This window comes from Streptococcus suis, assembly GCF_046032535.1.
Classification (GTDB): domain Bacteria; phylum Bacillota; class Bacilli; order Lactobacillales; family Streptococcaceae; genus Streptococcus; species Streptococcus suis_AK.
Genome location: NZ_JARQPL010000005.1, coordinates 30,465 through 52,914, shown reverse-complemented (window position 1 = coordinate 52,914; position 22,450 = coordinate 30,465). Strand labels below are relative to the sequence as shown.

The following is a 22,450-nucleotide window of genomic DNA, read 5'->3' as shown; positions in this document are numbered from 1 at the left end:
ACAGGGGCCATAGGCCTCCGTCTTTCTTTTTATTGGACGTTATTTGTAAGATTTGACAAGAGTCTTTCGAAGGAATATTCATAGGACTGAATATCACCAGCTCCCATAAATACATATACTGCATTGTCATGGTCTAAAAGTGGTGAAGTATTTTCAACTGTAACAAGTCCACCTTTTTTGTTGATTTTAGCCGCCAAATCTTCTACCTTAACCTGACCATTGTCTGTTTCACGCGCTGAGCCATAAATTTGAGCAAGGTAAACTGCATCTGCTCCATTCAACGCATCTGCGAACTCATCAAGAAGCGCAATGGTTCGAGTGAATGTATGTGGTTGGAAGATGGCTACCAACTCCTTGCTAGGATACTTCTGACGTGCCGCATCAATGGTTGCAATAATTTCCGTTGGATGGTGAGCAAAGTCATCAATGATAACAGTATCATTGACAATTTTCTCCGTAAAGCGACGTTTGACACCTCCAAATGTCTTCAAGTGTTCTGCAACCAGTTGCAAATCAAATCCAGCAATATAGAGATTAGCAATAACAGCTGTTGCATTCATCACATTATGCTTGCCAAAGGTTGGAATTTGGAATTCTCCCAACTCTTCTTCACCATGGCGAACTTTGAATTGTGAACCACTTGTAGAAGGCTTCAAGTCATAGGCAACAAAATCATTATTGTCTTCCAAACCATAATAGTAAATTGGAGCATTTGCCGTGATACGACGAAGTTGCTCATCTTCACCAAAAACGAAGAGAGCTTTTTTTACTTGCTTCGCATAATCATTGAAAGCATTGAAAACATCCTCTAGACTAGTGAAATAATCTGGATGGTCAAAATCAATATTGGTAATGATGCTGTATTCAGGATGGTATGGGGCAAAGTGACGTTCGTATTCATCGGATTCGAACACAAAATACTGAGCATTTGCCGAACCGCGACCAGTACCATCACCAATCAAGAAGGAAGTATCTGTGATATTGCGCATAACATGTGCCAATAATCCCGTTGTAGAGGTCTTACCATGGGCACCAGCAACACCGAGGCTCGTAAAACCTTTCATAAATTCACCTAGAAATTCATGGTAACGTTTGTAGGTATAGCCCTGGGCATCGGCATAAGCGATTTCCACATTGTTATCTGGACGAAAAGCATTACCAGCAATCAATTCAACATCTGCTGTAATATTTTTCTCATCAAACGGTAAAATCTGAATCCCAGCTTGTTCAAGCCCACGTTGTGTAAAGTAGTATTTCTCTACATCACTACCTTGAACCTTATGCCCCATTTGATGTAACATAAGAGCAAGTGCGCTCATACCTGATCCCTTAATTCCGATAAAATGATAGGTTTTTGTCATGTTATCCCTCTTCTATATGTGTCAAATTCAATTCTTGTGCCACTTGGCGATCTCGTTGTTGTCTGCGCTCAGGATAATTGTAAACCTGACTCTTTCTTAAAAAGTCATACGAATTTTTCTTTATAACCTGCTCCTGTTCTCTATCTTCTTTCTTCAAAGAATAGACAGCTGGCATATCAGCGAGAATATAGTCTGTCTGACGTAGGTTGTCCGCCAAACGTGTCAACCGACCTGCCTTAGATTCAGTTGTTGAAACGACAGGAGGTTTCACCACAACTTTAGCTGGTGCTGGTTTTTCATCTCTTAAGTAGGTTGCTGATCGTTTTTTCTTCAAGTCTTCTCTAGCCTGTTCGCGAGCCAACTGCCCCTGTGTTTTCACTGGAGAAGGCTTCGTTTTAGTCAGTTGCTGAAGGCGTTCCTTGCGAGAATAATGGCTTGGCTTAGCTTCAAACAGAGGAGGCAGGAGCTCATCTTCCGTTTGTGCTACTGGTTTTGCCGACGCAACTCGCTGTGAATCGGTAGACCAGCTAAATTCCTTTTCTTGATAAGGTCCCCTGATATTGCTAATCAGGTCGCTCTCATCATATAAACTCATAATTGGATTTTCTCCAACTAGTACCTCATCATCTGCGACTAGTGGAAATCTTTTTTCATGTCTAATCATAAGTCATCCTTTCGAACCCTTATTATACCATACTTAGGCCTTATTTCCTAATTCTACGCTGAGTCAACTGATTCCATATCACTCAATCCCTAAAATCTCACGAATATCCTCAACCGTCAAATTCGCTCGGCTTTCATTGCCATCAAGGACTGTTTTGACAAGGTTCTTTTTATTTTCTTGTAATTCTTGAATCTTCTCTTCGATTGTCCCTCTAGTAATCAGGCGATAGCATTCAACCTTTTCAGTCTGCCCCATGCGGTGAGCCCGACTGATAGCCTGTGCTTCCACGGCAGGATTCCACCAAAGGTCAACTAGGATGACTGTGTCTGCACCTGTCAAATTCAAGCCAACGCCACCTGCTTTCAAGGAAATGAGAAAGGCATCTCGACTTCCTGCATTGAAGGCCTGTGTCATTTCTTGGCGTTGGTTAGCAGGGGTTGAACCAGTCAAAGTATAGGATGTCATCCCAATTTCTACCAGCTGTTCTTCTATTTTTTCCAGCATATTTCTGAATTGGGAGAATATCAAGACCCTGTGTTCACCTTCTTTTAGTTGCAAGAGTAATTCTTTCAAACTATTAAGTTTGCCACTCTCACCACTAAACTCTTCCATGAAAAGGCTGGGGGTATCGCAGATTTGACGTAAGCGAGTAATTCCTGATAGGATTTCCATCTTGCTACGATTGATTTGAGCATCATCTGCGCCAGCTATTTGAGTCCGCATTTGTTGAAGCTGGGCTAGGTAGATAGCTTTTTGTTCATCTGTTAGTTCATTAAGCACATTGACCTCTATCAAATCAGGCAATTCCTGAAGAACGTCTTCCTTATGACGTCTGAGAACGAAGGGTTGAATGGTCCGCGCAATGTCCTTGGCTGCTAATTTACCGAAGTCTTGTTTGCCTGGCAATAAACCTGGTAAGACAATTTGGAAAATGGACCAGAGTTCCGTCAAATGGTTTTCAATCGGCGTACCTGAGAGGGCAAAGCAATTACCAACCTCAAACTCACGCAGTAGCTGTGCAATCTTAGATTGGGCATTCTTCATGACCTGCGCCTCATCTAAAATGAGGTAGTCAAAGCGTTCCTGTCTATAGAGTGCAACATCCTGTCTGAAGGATGGATAGGAGGTAACTAGGACTTGGTGACCATTGGCAATGATCTCTTCACGCTGGTCCTTGTTTCCATGGACAACAGCCACATCTAAACTTGGAGCAAACCGCTTGCACTCATCTAACCAGTTATAAATCAAGCTAGACGGTGCCAATATTAAAACTTTGGAATCTTTTGTCATCCGACTGGACAGAAAGGCGATAGTTTGCAAGGTCTTTCCAAGCCCCATGTCGTCAGCTAAAATCCCACCAAAACCATACGTATCCAGCATAGTCAACCACTTAAGCCCTGTCTGCTGATAATCCCTAAGCGACGTTGTTACTTCCACAGCAGGAAGCGGGAACAAATCTGGCTGAGCTAGATAGCTTGCCATTTCCTCAAATTCCTTGGAGAAACTGACTTGGTTGAATTGTGACAAGGATTGAGCCAATTGGTAACCGGCAAGAGTATGGACTTGTACCTGCCCCTCCTTACCATGACGGGCCCGCAGATAGATTAGGGTTTGACTGATTTTCTTAGTTTCCTCATCAAAAACAAATACCTTACCGCTCGGGCTAGTATAGTGATCCTCTTGATTCAGCAAGGCTGTAATCGCCTGATTGATTTCAGATTGTTCAATACCTGATAAGTCAAACGAAATATCCAAAAGTGAGCCGTTACGCACAATTTCTAATTGAGGTTTGGCTTCAATATATAAATCCTGGAGCTTTTCTGCTAGATGAACCTGCCCCATTTTTTGTAATATAGGCAATTGTTGTTGGAAAAATGGATAGAGCTCCTGCTGACTAAGAGCCGCTCTCTGGGCATGATATGTCCCCCTAAAGCCAGCTAAACGAATAGCCTGATAGACCCTCTCCAAATGTTGGAAATGGCTGGCAAAAGGCAGGAGAGCCAAATCCTCTTCACTCCTTACCTGACGTCCATCAAAATCCAAAACCAATTGGAGTGATAAACTTTCATTTGCCTCCATCTGAATATGAAATTCTGGCTTGAAATCATGAATGATGAAGCGTTTAGGTGCCTTAACAGTCCCAATTGTCTGCAAATCCAGCAAGCTTAAAGCCAGACGATTTTGGTCAGGGAAATCCACCTGCACTTTTCTCAAACTTGATTCGGTTGGAACAAGTTCGGAAATTTGGTAAATCAGATGTTCTTGATGGCGATTGACACTATAAACCGTGCCATTTACTAAGAGATAGCGCCCATGAAAAAGAGGTCGGACTGTTTTTTCATGAATAACCATTTCAATCATCTGCGTGTGAACGGTCACCTCAAAATGATAGAGCCCTTCCTCACCTGTCAACGGAAGAACCATCAAGGAGGAATAGGACTGCTGTTGATAGGAAAAGTTAAAATGTTCTAGCTGATTTAACAGCTCCAACCCCTCCTCAAAATAGGCTTGTGGCAGACGAAAATATCGTCCAAAATGAGTAAGAATATCCGAATCTATACCAACTTTCTCTGGTACCAAGGCCCAGAGAAAATCCAGGAGAGCCTGACTTGGTTCATCAAAATTTTCATAAGTAACTTGCTCATAATAATTTTTACCTATCTGATAGTGACCGTTGGCTTTCACAATACGCAAAAAAGCTCCGATGTCCCGCACAATATACGAACGTGTATCTGGCAAGCGGGTCATTTTCAAGGTCCAATCTATCTGACGATCATAGGGCAATAAGCTCCCTTCAACTGATAACTGATACTTAATCCCCAATTCAGGTTCTGGCCGCAAAATTTCATCTAAAAAGAGACCGCCAAAATATGTCCGACGGACGGTTTCCTTATGTTGTTCACCATCTTCTTTCAAAGACTGCTTCATATCCTTGCCTGAGGCATCATTTTTTAAAAAATACTCCGTGGCAGCTAGGTGTTGACAGTAGCCCTTACTTTGAAATAACTGGCAACTACACTGTAAATCGCTATCTGCATCGCCGTAAGTAAAGCGCTCACCAGCAATATCCAGCACCATCTTTCCATTCTCACTATGAAGAACAGTTAGTTTTCCAGCCTCGTACAAATCAATTCCTTCTTGGCGAATCCGCCCTGGCATCATGCGACCCATTCTAACTCCTTTATCCTTCAAACAATCATCAGCTCTTCTGTAAAATATATCTAAAATATTATCTTTTCATTATAGCATATTTTCAATTTGAATTGTTTAAATAGGTATCAAAAAACACCAGCAGGTAAACTGGTGTCTCTAATGAATAGCTAAATAATAAATCGTTGCTTGACACATTTTCAAAATTGTTTTTCCGCTTTTCCAAAGCCAAAATAGGGCAAATAGCAGGAAAACAACTGCCACTACTACGTTAATCAAGCCTTTTCCATCCAAGAAAAACTTGAAAAAGAAGACGGTCACACAAGTGAGCAAGGCAAGGAGTAAGACATGAATCAGAACTCCCAACCAACCTAGCCAGTAGCGAATTCCAAAGGGAGGGTGTTTCTTTTCATCGAAGTCTGCTAGACCAGTCAAAAACTCAACTAGCAACTCACCAAAAAATTCCATACTAGACTTCCTTTCTCAGCTGTCGGTAATACTTGGTTCGTCGAATCAGGATCTTGATAGCCTTAAAGGAAAGTAAGGTTAGCATACTAGCCACGAATAGACAAAAAAGGAATATCACAACCAATGGCTGTTTATACTGATTATAGACCATAATTGAACCACCAGTAAAGGCGATAAAATAGGATGCCAAAGTCACAAAATTGAGCCAAATGCAAGCCACCAGTCCCAGCCAATACCGAAAACCAAATGGCTTATACTGACTATCTTCATAGAAAATAAAATAAAAAGTGGAAATTGAAAGTAGTATAAAGAACAATCGCCAAATCGGAAACGCTACCATAAAATCACCTCCTAGTCCCATTCTAGCATATTTACGAATAATTGCAAAGAAAAAAGAGGTTACCCTCTTTATTTCCGTTTCCGTGCAATCAGATGAATCGGTGTCCCTTCAAATACAAAGGCCTTGCGGATTTGATTTTCCAAGAAACGCATGTAGGAGAAGTGCATGAGCTCTTCTTCGTTGACAAAGACCACAAAGGTCGGTGGTTTGGTCGCAACCTGAGTCGCATAGAAAATCTTGAGACGTTTACCTTTATCAGTCGGTGTCGGGTTAATGGCAATGGCATCCATGATAACATCGTTGAGAACAGCCGACGGAATACGGGTATTCTGGCTCTCACTGATGGCCTTGATCATCTCAGGCAACTTATGCAAGCGTTGTTTGGTCAAGGCTGACACAAAGATAATCGGTGCGTAAGACAAGTATTGGAACTGGTCACGAATATCGTCTTCCCACTGCTTCATGGTATGGTTGTCTTTTTCAAGCGTATCCCACTTGTTGACCACGATAATCATTCCCTTACCAGCTTCATGGGCAAAACCTGCAATACGTTTATCGTACTCACGAATGCCTTCTTCTGCATTGATGACCATGAGTATAACATCCGAGCGTTCAATGGCACGCATGGCACGCATAACAGAGTATTTCTCGGTATTTTCATAGACCTTACCAGACTTGCGCATCCCTGCAGTATCAATCATGGTAAATTCTTGACCTTCTGGGTCTGTAAAGTGCGTATCAATAGCATCACGAGTCGTTCCCGCAACAGGCGACGCAATCACGCGCTCTTCACCCAAAATAGCGTTAATCAAACTTGATTTACCAACGTTTGGACGACCAATCAAGCTGAACTTGATAATATCTGGATTTTCTTCTGCTTCCTGAGCTGGTAGGTTTTCAATGATAGCGTCCAAGACATCCCCTGTTCCGATACCGTGTACAGAAGATACTGGATAAGGATCTCCAAGACCGAGTGAATAGAAATCGTAAATGTCATTACGCATTTCAGGGTTATCGACTTTATTGACAACTAAAATAACTGGTTTGTTTGTCTTATAAAGGATACGAGATACATACTCGTCAGCATCCGTCACACCTTCCTTGCCTGATACGACAAAGACGATAACATCCGCCTCATCCATAGCAATCTCAGCCTGGTGCTTGATTTGCTCCATGAAAGGTGCATCCACATCATCAATACCGCCTGTATCGATCAAGGAAAACTTACGGTTGAGCCACTCACCAGTAGCATAAATACGGTCGCGGGTCACACCTTCCACGTCTTCTACGATAGAAATACGTTCCCCCGCAATACGGTTAAATAGTGTTGATTTACCAACGTTGGGACGGCCAACGATGGCGATAGTTGGTAGAGCCATAGCTCCTCCTCTTCTAATATAGTCGTTTTCGTTTATCTTTTATTACGTCGACGCATGAGGAAACTTCGTTTCCCTATTTCCAACTTCAAATAATGTCATCATTATTTGAACTCGCTTTGCCGTACTCCAGTACTGTCTGCAGCTTTTGATGTGAACTTGGTTCACTTTATCTCCAATCTCAAACTGTCTCCCAGACAGTTTGAGCGAGTACTAAAAGCAAATAAAAAGACTATAACTTACAATAGTTTATTTTTTTCTAATACAGCCCTCGTTTCAGGCTGCTCTGGCTGACCAAACTGGGCAACCATACGCTCCGACCAGGTTTCTGTCTGACGGGCACCTGCATAGTCTGTCTGAACTTGGTCGTAGGCTTGGATGACTTCCACGCCTTGCTCCACATATTCTTCCTGAAAGACAATGGTTTCACTTGCCAAACGTGGTTTGACAGGATGATTTTGGGCTGGTCGACCCAGGGCAATACAGAAAATTGGATAGGTATAATCTGGCAAGTTGAACAGCTCTGCTATTGCCAAAGCCTTATGGCGAATCATACCGATAAAGACCCCGCCGTAGCCTAAGCTTTCAGCTGCTAAGAGGGCGTTTTGCCCTGCTAGAGCCGCGTCGACTGAAGAAATCAGGAGATTCTCAGGTCCCTTGGCATCAAAGTCTGAACCATGGAGTTGAGCCGCCTTGCTGGCACGATTATGGTCGCCCACAAAAACCAGAATGGCCTGAGCCTGTAAAATAGCTGGTTGGGGCACCAAATCATAGAGAGCCTGTTTTTTCTCCTCCGACTGTACCACAATGATGGAATAAGACTGGAAATTCTTCCAGCTAGACGCAGCTCGCCCAGCTGAAATAATAGCTTGCAGATGTTCCGCCTCAATAGGCTCTTCCGTAAAACGACGGACGGAAGTATGGTTCAGCATCAAATCAATGGTTTCATTCATCGGCGGTTATTTCCTTTCAAATGCAAATCGCGAGCCAGATAGCGAATCCGCTCCATAACCCGTTTGGCCTGCCAGGTCTCATCACCAGACTTGCCAGATGCAAAATGCCGTTCCAAATCATCAAAGGAGAAATTGGACGTAAAGAAGGTCGGCAGATTTTCCTGCATACGGTATTGAAGAATGACCTGTAGAACATCGTCACGTACCCACGGACTATGTTGCTCCGCTCCAATATCATCTATCACCAAGACCTGAGCCATCTTGATTTCATCAATTCGCTCCTTGACAGAACCATCTTTGATAGCATTTTTTATATCGACAACAAAGGTCGGATAGTGGAGCATGGTGGTTGATTGAAGATGAGTTTTGGATAACAAATTGGCTAAATAAGCCATCAAATAACTTTTACCAATACCGAAATTGCCATAGATGTAAAGACCTTTTGGCTTTTCCTCAAAACGTTTGACAAAATCCGCAATGGCCAACATGACTTCCACACGATTTTCATCGCTCTTATCAATATCCGCCACAGTTACATTTTTCAAACTTGCTGGCATATTGATAAGCTGGATACGGTTCTTGATAGCTTCCAAACGACGGTATTCGACCAATTCCTCTGTCTCAAGATAGGAAACATCCGCATAGCCCTCATTCATGACCAAAACTGGTTGATACCCCTTAGCAATATAGGATTCATCCTGTTTGACAAAGAGGTCCCGCTGGCTGATATATTCCAAAAACTTAGAAATGGAGAGGGTGATTTCCTGCTGAGTCAAACCTTCTTTTTTGATAAAAGCAGCGACTTCAGGATCACTCACTATCTCCTGATAGAGTTGCTGATAAGATTTTGGACTTGGATTGGTTGTTTGCGACAACCTGTCTTGAACTGATTTCATCAGCTACCTCCTTTGTTTTCCATTTCTTCTAATTCACGATAAAGGGCAGCTAATCTAGCTTGACCTTCCTGCGTTTGTCCTTGCTGAACCTCTTCCTTACTCCACTCAGGCACATTGCTTTTCTGTGGCTGGCTCGGCTTGGTAACAGCTTGACCTGTCTTCAATTCTCTTAGGTAAAGAACAGCTGCCTCTGCGTCGCCAATTCCCTTGTAGGAAAAATCATTGCCCAATTTCATGGCATATTTTTCATTGAGATTGGCTGAGTCCACCTTGTTAAAGGTATAGAGGACCAAGACATTGATGACTTCGTCAAGCAGACCCAAATTAGCCAAATCCGTCAAACATTTTCGTTCTGTTCCTGTCACGGCTGCCTTCCGTTGCTCCTTGATAAAGGACAGGAAGGTTAGGCTGGATTTTGATTTCGCTTCACGAACAATGGCTTGTTCTTGGGCAGTGAGGTTGGTGCTTTCTGTTGGCAATGACTGACGTGACTGCTGCAAGCGTTTGGTCGAGATCGTCTGTCCAATAGCTGTTGCTTTAGCCTGCCGATAGGTTTCCAACCAGGTCCACCCTGCCTGCTCTGCTATGTAACTAAGCGCAATAATATCCTCAGCTTCATCCTGAAAAAGAAGCTTATCTTTAGCCATTAATGCCTTGAAGGCAGACCAGTCAAAATCATGTTTCGGTTCAAAAACAACTGGAGCCTGCCCATCCATGGTAAAGACCTGAGAAAATGTTTTTGAGATATTCTGTTCCTGATTGGGTAGGTGAACAAGTAGCTTCTCCATGCTTGACTCCCCAATCTTCCTTGCCAACAAGTTCTTATACAAGGGTTTCGCTAGAAAACTTTTTACGGTCAGAGGGGCTTGTAGCGCCAAACCTGTTAATTCATCTGCACGATAGAGTTCTAGGAGCCCCATGGCAGTCAGAACATCCAGAGCCTTCTCCAAACGATTCATCCCAAAATCCATGTGATTGAGAATGACAGTCCATTTGTAACGGCCTTGCCCTTGATCGGCAAAACTATAAAAGTAATAATAAAGCGCTAATGCATCAAAACCGATAATCGGCTGGTAGCATTGGCTAAGACTGACAATATCAGGTGTAAACGGGCTGATTTTTATATAGGCAAATAAATCATTTGGTTTCATCTTTTTTTCCCGGTTTTACCTTACTTCCTTTGGAAATCATCTGCTTAAGCAAATTTTCTAGCTCTCCAACATCTTTGAAAGAACGATAAACCGATGCAAAACGCACATAGGTGATTTCATCCAATTCGACCAATTCTTCCATTACCAAATTCCCAATGACATCGGATTCTATTTCACTATCACCTTGTGCTCGAACCTTCTGTTCAATCCGATTCACCACTTCATCAATATCATCGGTTGACACAGGGCGCTTTTGAGCAGAGCGAATAATCCCATTGAAAATCTTTTCACGTGAAAACTGCTCTCTAGTTCCGTCTTTTTTCACAACGACTAGAGTTTTCTCTTCAATCCGTTCATAGGTGGTAAAACGTTGACCACATTGGTCGCAGGAACGACGACGACGGATGGTATTGCCATCTTCAGCCTGACGACTATCAATGACACTTGATTTCAAACTCTGACATTTTGGACAACGCATACTCTTTCTCCTACATAAACTTTATCACTTCAGTATAGCATAAAAATGACAAAAATAAAAGAAAGCGAGAATTACTCACTTTCTACCAATAATTCACCTTGCTTCTTCAATCGACTGGCAACCCATTCACGAACCAGGCGGTAGACAACCGCAAAAATTGGGGTAAAGAAGACCATACCAAGTAGACCAAACAAATTACCACCAATCAAGGCTGCAGCCAGGGTAAAGAGAGTCGGAAGACCAACTGATTGACCAACCACGCGCGGGTAAATCACATTCCCTTCAATCAACTGAAGAATCTGGAAGAGCACGATAGACCAGAGTGCCAAGAGCGGATTTTGTACCGCCACAAAGAGAGCACTAATCAAACACGCTGAAAAGGGACCGATATAAGGTACAAACGATAGGACCCCAGCCAAAATACCAGCCATGCTGGCATAAGGAATTCCTGAGAGCGAATAACTAACAAAGACAAGTATCCCAATGATACATGCCTCAACAATCTGACTCATCAAGAATCGGTCATAGGTATCAACAATAACTTCTCCAATATAGTTCACTACTCTGACAGCCTTCTCTGGCAAGGTAGCCTGCAAGAACTTTCTCGTCATCGCCTGCAAGTGTTCCTTGCTCCCTAAAATCGCTAGAGTGAAGAAGAAAGCCATTATCAACGTCATAGTGTTCGAAAAAATCCCCGTCACATTGGACACCAAGCCAGATAAAATTGGTGTGACCAAACTTGAAATAAGTGTTAAATTCTTCAACTGATCCAAAAAGCTGGCAATCTGGTCTCCGATTTGTCCCGACAAAAGACCATTTGATTCAAGAAAATTAGTTAGGGCATTTACCGATTTTGGAATGGCTGTGCTGCTAACCGAAACCAGTTCTGAAACAGTCGTCACCAATGTAGGAAGAACAATCACCACCAGTCCTGTCACAATTAAAGCAAATCCAATTAATACTCCAACAATTGCCAAAGACCGCTTGGATTTCTTTAAAAAAGAAATTTTTTCAAACTGATCTTCTAATTTTTTCATGGGAACATTGAGGATGAAGGCAAAAATAGCTCCAATAAAAAGCGAATTCATACTGCCTAATAATTGTTGAATAGCCCCATAAATACTAGACCAGTTGAGAACAGCTAACAATGTCGCTCCAGATAAGAGTATTAATATGACTTTTTCTTTAAATGATGTATTCATAACTTTTCCATTCTTACTTATTGGCTACTATTTTATCACACGCTTATAGAAAAAGAAAGAGGGGCTGGACAAAAAGACCAACCTCTCTTTTCAAAGTTCGTGTCAACATCTCAGCGCAGTGGTTGATTGGGTTTAACAGTCCAGTGGACTGTTAAAGGTTGGAGATAAGATTTGCGAAGCAAATCTCAGAAATTCGCGTTTCACACTCAAAATCTGACCTCTACGACTGATGCGAACAGAGTTCGCTTCATCTCCAACCTCAAACTATCTCCCAGACAGTTTTGTAGCGAACTTTGTTCGCTCTATTTCCAACTTCCAACTGTCCCCCAGACAGTTTGAGCTGTGCGGGGGTGGGAGTGAAACAGTCTGGGAATAGACTGTTTCAGCTCGACAACTAGAAATAAAGACTTGTTGACGAACTCATTTTTGAAAAATAGAGTTCTTTCTCACTCCCTCCTCTCTACTCTAAATCAATCGCGCATGGCATATCCGACACCACGAACTGTTTTTATATATGAATCTTGATGTGGCAAATCCAGTTTACCACGTAGATAGCGAATATATACATCGACGACATTGGTCTCAGAAGCCGCTTCATATTTCCAAACACGCTCAAGAAGTTGTTCTCGACTAACAGGCTCTGGGCTATTCATTAAGGTCGCCAACAGATCATACTCTCGGCGGGTCAAATTAATCAATTCATCACCTCGAGTCACTGTTCGATTTTGAAAATCAACCTTCAAATCACGATAGGCCGCATGCATGTGAACCTGCTTACAATTATTATCAATAAAATCACGACCACGAAAAATCGCAGAAATTTGCTCCACTAAATCACTGATGACAAAGGGCTTCACTACGTAGGAAACAGCATAAGAGAGGACTTCTTCCCCATATTGACTAACTTCTGTCGGCTCAACTACCACAATCATGACCGTGGCTGGTTTTATCGCTAATAGTTCTGCAGCCAATTCCTTGCTGGACATGTCTGAAAGCTGAAAACTCATCAGAATCAAGTCAAAATCCGTTTCATGTGCCAAGGACATAGCCTCTTTCCCTGTCGATGCATAATCAACAAGATAGTCTTTTTTCTGCAATTCCATGGAAACAAAATGCGAGAGATTGCGTTCTTTACCAGCAATCAAAATTTTCTTAGCCATTGTCCATCCTTTTCTATTCTTTCAAATGGTGTAGGAATCGTATTATGACTAGAAAGAAGGGCGCTTCCACGCCCATCTTTTCTATTTTGATTCGCTATACCAGTCGTAATGGAAGATTCCTTCTTTATCTTTACGGTTATAAGTGTGAGCACCAAAGTAGTCACGTTGTGCTTGAATCAAGTTCGCTGGCAAGTTTTCAGCACGGTAGCTATCGAAGTAGGTAATAGCTGCTGAGAATGTTGGTACAGGAACTCCTGCTTGAACTGCCAAGGCAACAACATCACGAACTGCCTGTTGATACTTAGCTGTTACATCAAGGAAGTACTCATCCAAGAGCAAGTTTGCCAAGTCTTCATCACGTCCGTAGGCATCTGTGATTTTTTGCAAGAAGCGAGCACGGATGATACAACCTGCACGCCAGATTTTTGCGATTTCACCAAATGGCAAGTTCCAGTTGTTTTCTTTTGATGCTACGCGCAACTGTGCAAAACCTTGTGCATAAGACATGATTTTTGAGAAGTACAATGCTTGACGGATTTTTTCTACCAATTCAGCCTTGTCGCCTTCGTATGCAAACGGAGCTGGTTTTGGAAGGACCTTGCTTGCTGCCACACGCTCATCTTTGTAGGTTGAGATATAACGAGCAAATACAGATTCTGTAATCAATGACAGTGGCACACCCAAGTCAAGTGATGATTGACTTGTCCACTTACCAGTTCCCTTGTTACCAGCCGCATCCAAAATGTAATCAACGATTGGTCCATCTTGACCTTGATCGTCTTTACGTTTCAAAATATCTGCTGTGATTTCAATCAAGTAGCTATCCAATTCGCCTTTGTTCCACTCAGTAAAGATGTCAGCCATTTCATCAACAGACAAACCGAGCAAGTGTTGCATGAGGTCATAAGACTCCGCAATCAATTGCATGTCGCCATACTCGATACCGTTGTGTACCATTTTTACGTAGTGACCAGCTCCATCTGGACCGATATAAGTCACACATGGCGCTCCATCTTCTGGTGCTTTTGCTGAAATTTCTTCCAAGACATCTGCTACCAATTCGTAAGCTTCTTTCTGACCACCAGGCATGATAGATGGACCTTCAAGAGCTCCTTTTTCACCACCAGATACACCTGTACCGATGAAGTTAATACCTGAGTTTGCCAATTCTTTTGAACGACGGATAGTGTCTTCGTAGAAAGTATTACCACCATCGATCAAGATGTCACCTTCATCCAAGTGTGGCAAGAGTGCTTGAATGGTTGCATCTGTACCAGGACCAGCTTGAACCATAAGCATGATGCGACGTGGTTTTTCGATAGATGCCACAAAGCTTTCCACATCGTAACTTGGTACCAAGTTTTTACCTGGGTTGCTTGCAACAACATCTTCTGTTTTATCAGCAGAGCGGTTGTAAATAGCTACTGAATAGCCACGTGATTCAACATTAAGCGCAAGGTTGCGGCCCATAACGGCCATTCCTACAACACCAAAATTTGCTTTAGTCATTTGTTTACTCCTCTAATTTGTATCCCTTTCATTATACACCGAATGGGGAAAGTTGACAAGAATTTTCAGATAATTTAACTATCCAAACTATTCTTCACTATCAAACAAGCCCTGCAATTGAGCAAAAGGACTATTGGCCTCTTTTTTCTCTTGAGCTTTTTGTTGAAAATCTTCCTCAGTCATTAAAGCCCAAGCTTGACCAGATGGCAGTTCCTGTCCAGCTTCTTCTTCAGGTGTCAAGACTTTGATTGGTATAGCCAGTAAAATATTATCTGCTACACTCTCATCAAGGACAATGTGGTCATCTTCTACTACCAGTACCATATCCTCATCAATCAAATCTTGTTCTTTAAGAGCTGCTTCATTGGCAACAAAGAGTTCATTGACCTCTTGAACTTCATGTAACAGGACAGGTTGCAGAGAACGACTGGATGCCAAGGTAATATCGTAAGTCATCTGATAATCCAAGAAAAAGAAACCTGACTCAAAGCGAACATTTCCACTTACTTGTACAGGCGACAAGCCTAGAACTTCACCATTTCGAGCCTGCAATTCTTCCTGCAAGTCCAAGGTTTTCTCAAAGGAAATTCCATCTGGATTTTTCTGAATGTCGTAAATATGAAACATTGTATTCCCCTATTCAGCTAGTTCTGTGATGTAGTTATAGACTTCCTGACCAGCAACTGCACCATTTCCCACAGCAGTCGCAATCTGGCGCAGTTGATTTTGGCGAATATCACCGATAGCGTAAATACCTGATTTGCTGGTTGCCATCTTTTCATCTGTAATAATCCAGCCAGACTCATCCGTAATACCCAAATCGGCAACCGAATCCGTCATCGGATCCAAACCAACATAGATAAAGACACCACCGAAATCAAGTTCACTGACTTCTTCAGTTTTCACATTTTTGATAACCACGCTTTGTACACGTAAGTCGTCGCCCTTGATTTCTTCCACTACGCTATCCCAGATAAAGTTGATTTTTTCATTGGCAAAAGCGCGGTCTTGAATGACTTTTTGAGCACGAAGTTGGTCACGGCGGTGAACAATGGTCACAGATTCCGCAAATTGTGTCAAGAAGAGGGCTTCTTCGACCGCAGAATCACCTCCGCCAACTACCAAGAGTTTTTGACCACGGAAGAAGGCACCGTCACAGACCGCACAATAGGAAACGCCGCGACTATTGTAAGTATCCTCACCTGGAATACCTAACAAGCGATGTTTTGCCCCCATGGCTAGAACGACTGTCTTTGTCTCCAAAACACCATCCTCAGTAATCACTTTCTTAATTTGTCCTTCTTCTTCAATACGGACTAGGGTGCCAAAAATATGGTCCACACCGAATTTTTCCAAGGGTTCAAACATTTTTTCAGCCAAGGCTGGACCTGAAATATGGTCATAGCCTGGATAGTTTTCAATTTCCGAAGTATTATTCATCTGACCACCATAAATACCACGTTCCAAAAGAGCTACCTTTAAATTGCTACGCCCTGCATAAAGAGCTGCAGTCATCCCCGCAGGACCCGCACCAATTACAACTGTATCGTACATATACTTTTTCCTTCTACGCTTTAAACATTAATAAGATTCCCACTACTCCAAAGGCTGCAATGGGGATTGTCATCACATTAATCATCAACAAATCAAACAAGAAATCTTGTCGTTCTTGCAAGGTTTTATCCACACCCTTTGTCGCACGCCAGATAAACCAGACCAGACTAGAAGTGATAATCAACAAGGAAGCTATTAGCAATCCTTGTAAATAAAAACTTAGAATGTTTTGTAACATCTTTTTCCTCGATTACTTTAAAAGGTTTGACGCTTGGCTTTACGTTCTGCACGACCCTTTGCACGCGCTTCAACTCGCTTGGTCTTGCGACGTTTTTCATCAACAGCCCATTGTATTTTCTTCTTGTAGCCTGGTTTGACTTTTTTCTTTTTCTTCTTGACCAAGCCAATCATTTCCAAATCTAGTTTTTCACGAGATTTTTCACGGTTAGCACGGCGGTCACGGTCGTAGGTATCGACAAATTCGCCATTTTTCATTTCTTTTGGCAAGAATTTGATATTGAGTTTTTCTAGCTCTCGAATATCTGCATCATCGCTTGGCTGATAAAGGGTAATGGCAATACCTGATAAACCATTACGACCTGTGCGCCCCACACGGTGAACAAAGAAGGAAAGGTCTTGTGGAATAGTATCATTGATGACATGACTGACGCCCTCAATATCAATCCCACGTGCTGCTAAATCAGTTGCAACAATGTACTGATAGTCCAAGTTTTTCACCTGGTTCATCATCCGCTTGCGCTCACGTGGAGGAATATCCCCATGAATCTTTGCGACACGAAGACCGTTCGCAGTCAAATAGCTATGCAATTCATCTGCACGTGTCTTTGTATTGACAAAAATCATGGCCAAGTAAGGTTGCATGAGCTTGGTTACTTCCAAGATTTGAGCATTACGGTCACGCCCCTTGGTTGAAATCAGCCAGTTTTCAATGGTATCTGAAATGACCGTATGGGTCTTGATTTGTTCCATGACTGGATTGGACAAGTATTTTTTCAAAAACGGTTGGAGTTTCTGCGGAATGGTCGCTGAAAAGACCATAAATTGCAAGTCTTTTGGCAGGCTACCAGCAATCTTATCAACTGTTTCTAAAAAGCCCATGTCCAAGGTCATATCTGCCTCATCCACCACAAAGGTTTTTGCTTTATGGATAGCAAGGTCACCTGATTTGACCAAATCATAGATACGCCCTGGTGTCCCAACAACAATGTGAGGCTGACTAGCTTGAAGCTTGTCAATTTGACGGTTCTTATCCGTACCGCCAACATAATTGGTCACACGAACCTCGATGTCCGAATGACTAGCCAACTGGCGTGCCGCTTGATAAATCTGAGTAGCCAGTTCACGAGATGGGGCTGTAATAACAGCCTGAACTTGGTCCAATTCCTCATTTAATTTTTGGAAAATCGGGATCAAGAAGGTATGGGTCTTACCCGAACCTGTTTTTGATTCCCCTATCAAGTCTCGCCCTGACAAAACAACTGGAATCAATTTCTCCTGAACTTCTGTCGGTTGGACAAAGTTAATTTCTTTCAAAGCCTCCTGAATATAAGGCTTGAGTTTCATATCTGTAAATTTCATAGTTCCCTCTTTAGTTGTACTGCCCTCTATTATAGCACGATTTAGGTGGACAAGCAAAAAGGACGGATACCCGTCCTAATCAACTCTCACTTGCTTCAGTAAATTCTGCCTCAATAATTCCAAGTTCCTTCTCTTCTTCCAAACTTGCTTTAAAGGCCTCAGTGAGTTCTAATTCGCCATCAAAATCACCATTTATTTTTTTCACAAATGTGTCTGCCAACATCCCTCCCATGGGCTGGAAGGTAAAATAGGTCAAACCTCCTGAAATTAGACCACCCAAAATAGGAACTGCATTGGCAATCGTCTTTTCAACAGTCTTTTTGGTAATTTTCACACCAATCACTGCGGCTACCTTTTTCACCAAGGGATACCAAGTTGTCTTGGTCAAAGCCTGCATAGCTACTTTTTTACCGATATTAGCTCCGACTGTCTTGGATACTTTATTGAGAAGAACTGCTGAACCACCTGCTCCAAACATGACACCAATGTAGGCAATAATGCGGATTTGAACCTCTTCTGAAATTTCCTTCCCTTCACCAACAAATAATTCATCTTCACCAAAAAGATAAGCGATTTGTTGCGACAAATTCAAGGCAAAACCAAAATACTGAGCTATATCAGCAGTACCTGCCGCCACCGCTGTAAATGGATTCCCCGGTAAACCAGCTGCGAAAGAAATCAAAGATGTTTTCGTAGTCATATCATTAATGATTTTTTCAGCTTCTTTACGCAAAGCTTTTGTAGTGAAGACCGCCGTTGGTCCATCCGCAATAATTTTATCTAGATAGGGACTATCTTTAAAACGAGTCTTCAAAAATTCTTCCCGATTGACTTTAACCATAGGAAGTTGACTAGCAGCTGTCATGGTTTGAATAACCACTCCATATAACTGTTCTTGATTGAATTGTTCCATTTTTATCCTCCACCAATTCTCTCTCTATTTTACCCCCCCCCCGACCATATTTGTCAAGGTGAAAAAAACAGCATTTCTGCTGTTTCTGACATTTTATAGATAAAGAATAGCTAGGGTAATCAAGCTCATGATGAGACCGACTGACCAGAGGAAAAAATCAACTTTCCACTCGCTCCATTTTTCAGCTTTTCCGGTCAAACCTCCAAGCTCCAAATGGTGATGAAAAGGAGTCATACGGAAGATACGACGACCTTCTCCAAAGCGTTTTTTGGTGTATTTAAAATATGAAACTTGCAACATAACAGAGGATGTTTCAATGACATAGACCAGGCCGATAAGGAGGAGGGTCCATTCCTGACGGAGGGCAATTGAAATAGTTGCCAACATACCACCGAGAGCCAAGCTGCCCACATCTCCCATGAAAATCTTCGCTGGTTTACGGTTATAAACAAAGAAACCGAGCAAGCCACCAATCATGGTCACACAAACTAGAAGAATATCGAATTTTTGCTCATTGAAGGCGATGACAGAGTAAGCTAGAAGACTGATAACAACTGAGATAGAAGCCAATCCATCAATACCATCTGTCAAATTAACTGCATTTGAAAAACCGACCAGCCAGAACAGAACAAATGGGAAATAGAGAACTCCCAAATGTACCATGTGACCAAATACATTCAATTCTCCGCCACCTGCTCCTCTTACGTGGACAAAGTAGAAGACAATACCTCCTAAAATTTGTAGAACAAGCTTTTGTTTAGGATTAAGACCTTCATTTATTTTACGGAAAATTTTTAAAAAGTCATCCAAAAATCCTACTACACCATAAAGGGCAAGGATGAAGAGGATGGCAAGGACACCACCCGTCAACAGTTGAAAGGTCGTTGCAAACAACAAGCTGACAAGAATCGCAACAACGAGAAAAACTGTTCCCCCCATTGTTGGTGTACCTGCCTTAAACTGATGTTGTTTCACATCTTCGTGCATCTGTTGCCCCTCGATGCGTTTGGCTTGATAAAATGTAATAAATCGTGGGATTAAGAGAACGGTTGCTAGAAAAGCTACCAATCCCGACATAAGTGCGAATTGCATGTTAGTCTCCTAAGGTTATTGTTATTTTCTCGGTTTTATTCAAAGCGGTACCAACCTCTACACTTTGGTCGACTACTTTTGAACCCGTTCCTTTATAGGTCACTTCGATACCAGTCCATTCAGCAAATATATCCATATTCTCTTTGGTGATTGCGTACAGGTCTGGTATTTCTTCGAATTTATTTGTCAGGAGTAGAACCTGTTGGTTGGCGATTACGTTACTTCCTTTTTCGACTGAAACTTTTTTAATTTCAGCACCGTTTCCAAGGATAACTGGTTGAACTAATTGACGGCGAAGTTCCTCAGCCGACTCGCCTGGTGCCTTACCAATGAGGTCTGGCAATTGATACTCTGTCTCATTAGCGACCCGGGTCAATGCTGGCGCAGGTGAATCCAGATTCAAATTGTCTTTCAACAGCATCGCTTCTTTCAATGTAGGACTGACAATGTCACGCCAAGACAGGACATTTAATACTTCCGGTTGGCGAATGGTCACATACATGATAAATTCAGGGTCCTCAGTAGGGATCATGGCTACTACAGAGTTGATGTAGGCACCTTTAATGTACCCTTGACCATCTTCACTGGCAATTTCCGCCGTACCTGATTTGACTGCAATATCATAGCCGTCAACCTGAATTGCAGGCCCCTGTAAGTCATGTGAGTAGAGCGTACCATAAACAGGGTCAGTACCGACATTAATCATATAGCGAAGTGTATCGTCGGCAGCTTGTTCAGAAACTGGATTTCCCACTTCTTCTTTCGAAGAAACTCTAGCTGTATCTGTATTAGGATTATAAAGAGCTGAGATGAATTTAGGCTCTAGCATAATACCATTGTTCGCAATGGCGGTAAAACTACGAAGCATCTGTGCTTGGTTTGCAGAAATACCCTGACCAAACGATGACATGGCGATAGAAACAATGTTATCCTCTGGTACCATTCCTGGCGCCTCATCCCCCATACCAAAACGCGTTGGGTAGCCAAAGCGGAATTTAGCGAGGTAATTTAGCCATTTTTCATCTCCCATCTGTTGCTGCAACAAGGTCATCCCAACGTTACTGGATAGGGAGAAGCCTTGCGCATAATTGAGAGTCACAGCTGAATAACCTGCATTGAGGGTCCAGTCATTGATTTTCGCGTCTGCAATAACGTACTCATTATTGGTATAATACGCATTTGGATCAAAGGTTCCATTATCGATAGCTGACGCTACTGTTAGCACCTTCATTGTTGAACCAGGCTCAAACGCTTCTTGGTATAAGAGTGACCGCTCTAGCAGTCCTTCTTGGCCTAGACCTTCTTTGGTATCTGAATCATAGCTTGGCCTTTGGGTCGTCGCCAATATTTCACCCGTCTTGGCTGAAACCAAAGTTGCATTCGCATATCGCCCTTTGGCGTTATCAAAGAAGGTATTCATATTGGTTTCAAGAGAACGTTGCAGATCGGCTGAAATTGTCGTATAGACATCCTGCCCATTTACTGTCTCCGTTTCAACCTTTTCTGTTCCAGGTAGGACACGGCCTTGGCTATCTTTCTCGTAGATAACCTTTCCATCTTGACCAGCCAGAATATCATTCAGATAATATTCCAAACCACTCACACCCTGTAAACTATAACTACCATCCTTGTTTTCAACCGGATTAGCTAACCCGACAAAAATTGAAGCAAAATTTCCATTCGGATACATCCGTCCTGGACTAGCGTCAAAGGCAATCCCTTCAATACCTGCCGCCTTCATCTCTTCTTGGATTGACGACATTGTACTATAGGAGATATTCTTACCTAAGGTCCCAAAGTATACCTGCTTCAGTTTCGGTTGATTCAGCTGCTCCATAACATAATCTGTCTCCATTCCGAGATGCTTTTTAAAGATTTCTGCTACTTTGCTGAACTGAGAAGACTGCACATACAAAACTTTTTTCAGTTCTGACACATATTCTGTGTCAATGATTGCATAGACTGTATAGGTCGTTGAATCTTCTGCAATAGGAATTCCTGTACGGTCGTATATCGTCCCCCGTTTAGCTTGAACGGTAACTTCACGCTGGTGTACCGCATCAGCTCTCTCTGACAAGTCCACCCCAAATTTACTATCAGTGCCGATAATATAGGCAAAGTTGATTAAAAAGAGAAAAAAGACGAAAACCGTCAAAAGAAGTAGGCTCTGTCCTACTCTTCGACGATTTTTTGACGGAATATATTGTTTTTTCAAGACATACCGCAAGAGTTTATTATTTCTTCTGGGCATTATTCGGCTACTCCAATATTGTCATTATTAAAAGTTAATCCAGCTTTTTCAGCAATTTCCATCAAGCGAGCTGAACGTGTCAATTCATTGACAGCTTGCTTTGCATCGTTAATTTCAATCTGTTTTTGACTAATATCTTGATTGACTTTGGCCATGCCAGATTGAAGTTGCAAAAGCCGCGTTTGCATAAAGATAATTCCTATCGCAAGGGCTAATCCAGATAATACGATGCTTGAATAGAAGGCTTTTTCTACACGTGTGAAGGTTCTAATTTTATCACCGATAACCCGCATAGTGGCTTCTCTACGTTTTTCTTGCAACATAGACTCTCTC

At 42.2% G+C, this 22,450-nt stretch carries 21 protein-coding genes; all 21 read right to left on the bottom strand.

The genetic code is table 11. The annotated features are described in order from the left end of the window. Positions 1-29 precede the first annotated feature (29 nt). Positions 30-1,361, bottom strand: coding sequence for a UDP-N-acetylmuramate--L-alanine ligase (murC, locus tag P7J58_RS02895; protein ID WP_024378795.1), 1,332 nt, complete (start codon positions 1,359-1,361; stop codon positions 30-32). 1 nt (position 1,362) lies between these two features. Beyond that, positions 1,363-2,025 carry a hypothetical protein gene (locus P7J58_RS02890; protein ID WP_024376675.1) on the bottom strand — a complete coding sequence of 221 codons (663 nt, stop codon included), beginning with the start codon at positions 2,023-2,025 and terminating at the stop codon, positions 1,363-1,365. A 78-nt stretch (positions 2,026-2,103) separates the two neighbouring features. Then, positions 2,104-5,196, bottom strand: coding sequence for an SNF2-related protein (locus tag P7J58_RS02885; protein WP_408555640.1), 3,093 nt, complete (start codon positions 5,194-5,196; stop codon positions 2,104-2,106). 138 nt (positions 5,197-5,334) lie between these two features. Next, the gene (locus tag P7J58_RS02880; protein ID WP_044767374.1) at positions 5,335-5,643 is read right to left on the bottom strand and encodes a hypothetical protein; all 309 of its coding nucleotides are present in this window, start codon (positions 5,641-5,643) and stop codon (positions 5,335-5,337) included. 1 nt (position 5,644) lies between these two features. Beyond that, positions 5,645-5,983 carry an MFS transporter gene (locus P7J58_RS02875; RefSeq protein ID WP_408555641.1) on the bottom strand — a complete coding sequence of 113 codons (339 nt, stop codon included), beginning with the start codon at positions 5,981-5,983 and terminating at the stop codon, positions 5,645-5,647. A 68-nt stretch (positions 5,984-6,051) separates the two neighbouring features. Next, positions 6,052-7,362 (bottom strand): ribosome biogenesis GTPase Der, encoded by a 1,311-nt coding sequence (gene der, locus P7J58_RS02870; protein ID WP_012027640.1) that lies wholly within the window; start codon positions 7,360-7,362, stop codon positions 6,052-6,054. Between the two features lie 236 nt (positions 7,363-7,598). Next, the gene (locus P7J58_RS02865; RefSeq protein ID WP_408555642.1) at positions 7,599-8,312 is read right to left on the bottom strand and encodes an NADPH-dependent oxidoreductase; all 714 of its coding nucleotides are present in this window, start codon (positions 8,310-8,312) and stop codon (positions 7,599-7,601) included. Then, positions 8,309-9,208: a primosomal protein DnaI gene (dnaI, locus tag P7J58_RS02860; protein ID WP_408555643.1), complete on the bottom strand. Its 900-nt coding sequence runs from the start codon at positions 9,206-9,208 to the stop codon at positions 8,309-8,311. Before dnaI ends, P7J58_RS02865 begins: the two co-directional genes overlap by 4 nt. Next, on the bottom strand, positions 9,208-10,359 hold the full coding sequence (locus tag P7J58_RS02855) for a replication initiation/membrane attachment protein (protein WP_408555644.1): 1,152 nt from the start codon (positions 10,357-10,359) through the stop codon (positions 9,208-9,210). Before P7J58_RS02855 ends, dnaI begins: the two co-directional genes overlap by 1 nt. Then, entirely contained in the window at positions 10,346-10,837 is a 492-nt protein-coding gene (nrdR, locus tag P7J58_RS02850; RefSeq protein WP_002938341.1) for a transcriptional regulator NrdR, read from the bottom strand. The genes P7J58_RS02855 and nrdR overlap by 14 nt, the downstream gene beginning before the upstream one ends. Positions 10,838-10,908: 71 nt before the next feature. Continuing rightward, positions 10,909-12,039: an AI-2E family transporter gene (locus P7J58_RS02845; RefSeq protein WP_024399411.1), complete on the bottom strand. Its 1,131-nt coding sequence runs from the start codon at positions 12,037-12,039 to the stop codon at positions 10,909-10,911. 470 nt (positions 12,040-12,509) lie between these two features. Further along, positions 12,510-13,199 (bottom strand): DNA-binding response regulator, encoded by a 690-nt coding sequence (locus tag P7J58_RS02840; protein WP_002942700.1) that lies wholly within the window; start codon positions 13,197-13,199, stop codon positions 12,510-12,512. A gap of 81 nt (positions 13,200-13,280) precedes the next feature. Next, entirely contained in the window at positions 13,281-14,708 is a 1,428-nt protein-coding gene (gene gndA / locus P7J58_RS02835) for an NADP-dependent phosphogluconate dehydrogenase (RefSeq protein ID WP_002942698.1), read from the bottom strand. Between the two features lie 87 nt (positions 14,709-14,795). After that, positions 14,796-15,335, bottom strand: a complete 540-nt coding sequence (locus tag P7J58_RS02830; RefSeq protein WP_029176115.1) for a YceD family protein — start codon at positions 15,333-15,335, stop codon at positions 14,796-14,798. 9 nt (positions 15,336-15,344) lie between these two features. Beyond that, positions 15,345-16,262: a thioredoxin-disulfide reductase gene (gene trxB / locus P7J58_RS02825; RefSeq protein ID WP_408555645.1), complete on the bottom strand. Its 918-nt coding sequence runs from the start codon at positions 16,260-16,262 to the stop codon at positions 15,345-15,347. A gap of 13 nt (positions 16,263-16,275) precedes the next feature. Beyond that, on the bottom strand, positions 16,276-16,500 hold the full coding sequence (locus P7J58_RS02820; protein WP_002936682.1) for a DUF4059 family protein: 225 nt from the start codon (positions 16,498-16,500) through the stop codon (positions 16,276-16,278). A 17-nt stretch (positions 16,501-16,517) separates the two neighbouring features. Beyond that, complete coding sequence (locus P7J58_RS02815; RefSeq protein WP_029174431.1) at positions 16,518-17,861, bottom strand: DEAD/DEAH box helicase; 1,344 nt, start codon at positions 17,859-17,861, stop codon at positions 16,518-16,520. A gap of 79 nt (positions 17,862-17,940) precedes the next feature. Then, positions 17,941-18,774, bottom strand: coding sequence for a hypothetical protein (locus tag P7J58_RS02810; RefSeq protein ID WP_012027651.1), 834 nt, complete (start codon positions 18,772-18,774; stop codon positions 17,941-17,943). A gap of 93 nt (positions 18,775-18,867) precedes the next feature. Next, complete coding sequence (mraY, locus tag P7J58_RS02805) at positions 18,868-19,866, bottom strand: phospho-N-acetylmuramoyl-pentapeptide-transferase (RefSeq protein WP_408555646.1); 999 nt, start codon at positions 19,864-19,866, stop codon at positions 18,868-18,870. Between the two features lies 1 nt (position 19,867). Then, positions 19,868-22,117: a penicillin-binding protein PBP2X gene (gene pbp2X / locus P7J58_RS02800; RefSeq protein ID WP_408555647.1), complete on the bottom strand. Its 2,250-nt coding sequence runs from the start codon at positions 22,115-22,117 to the stop codon at positions 19,868-19,870. Then, a complete protein-coding gene (gene ftsL, locus P7J58_RS02795; RefSeq protein ID WP_002937992.1) occupies positions 22,117-22,440 on the bottom strand; it encodes a cell division protein FtsL in 324 nt (107 codons plus the stop codon). Before ftsL ends, pbp2X begins: the two co-directional genes overlap by 1 nt. Between the last annotated feature and the right edge of the window lie 10 nt (positions 22,441-22,450).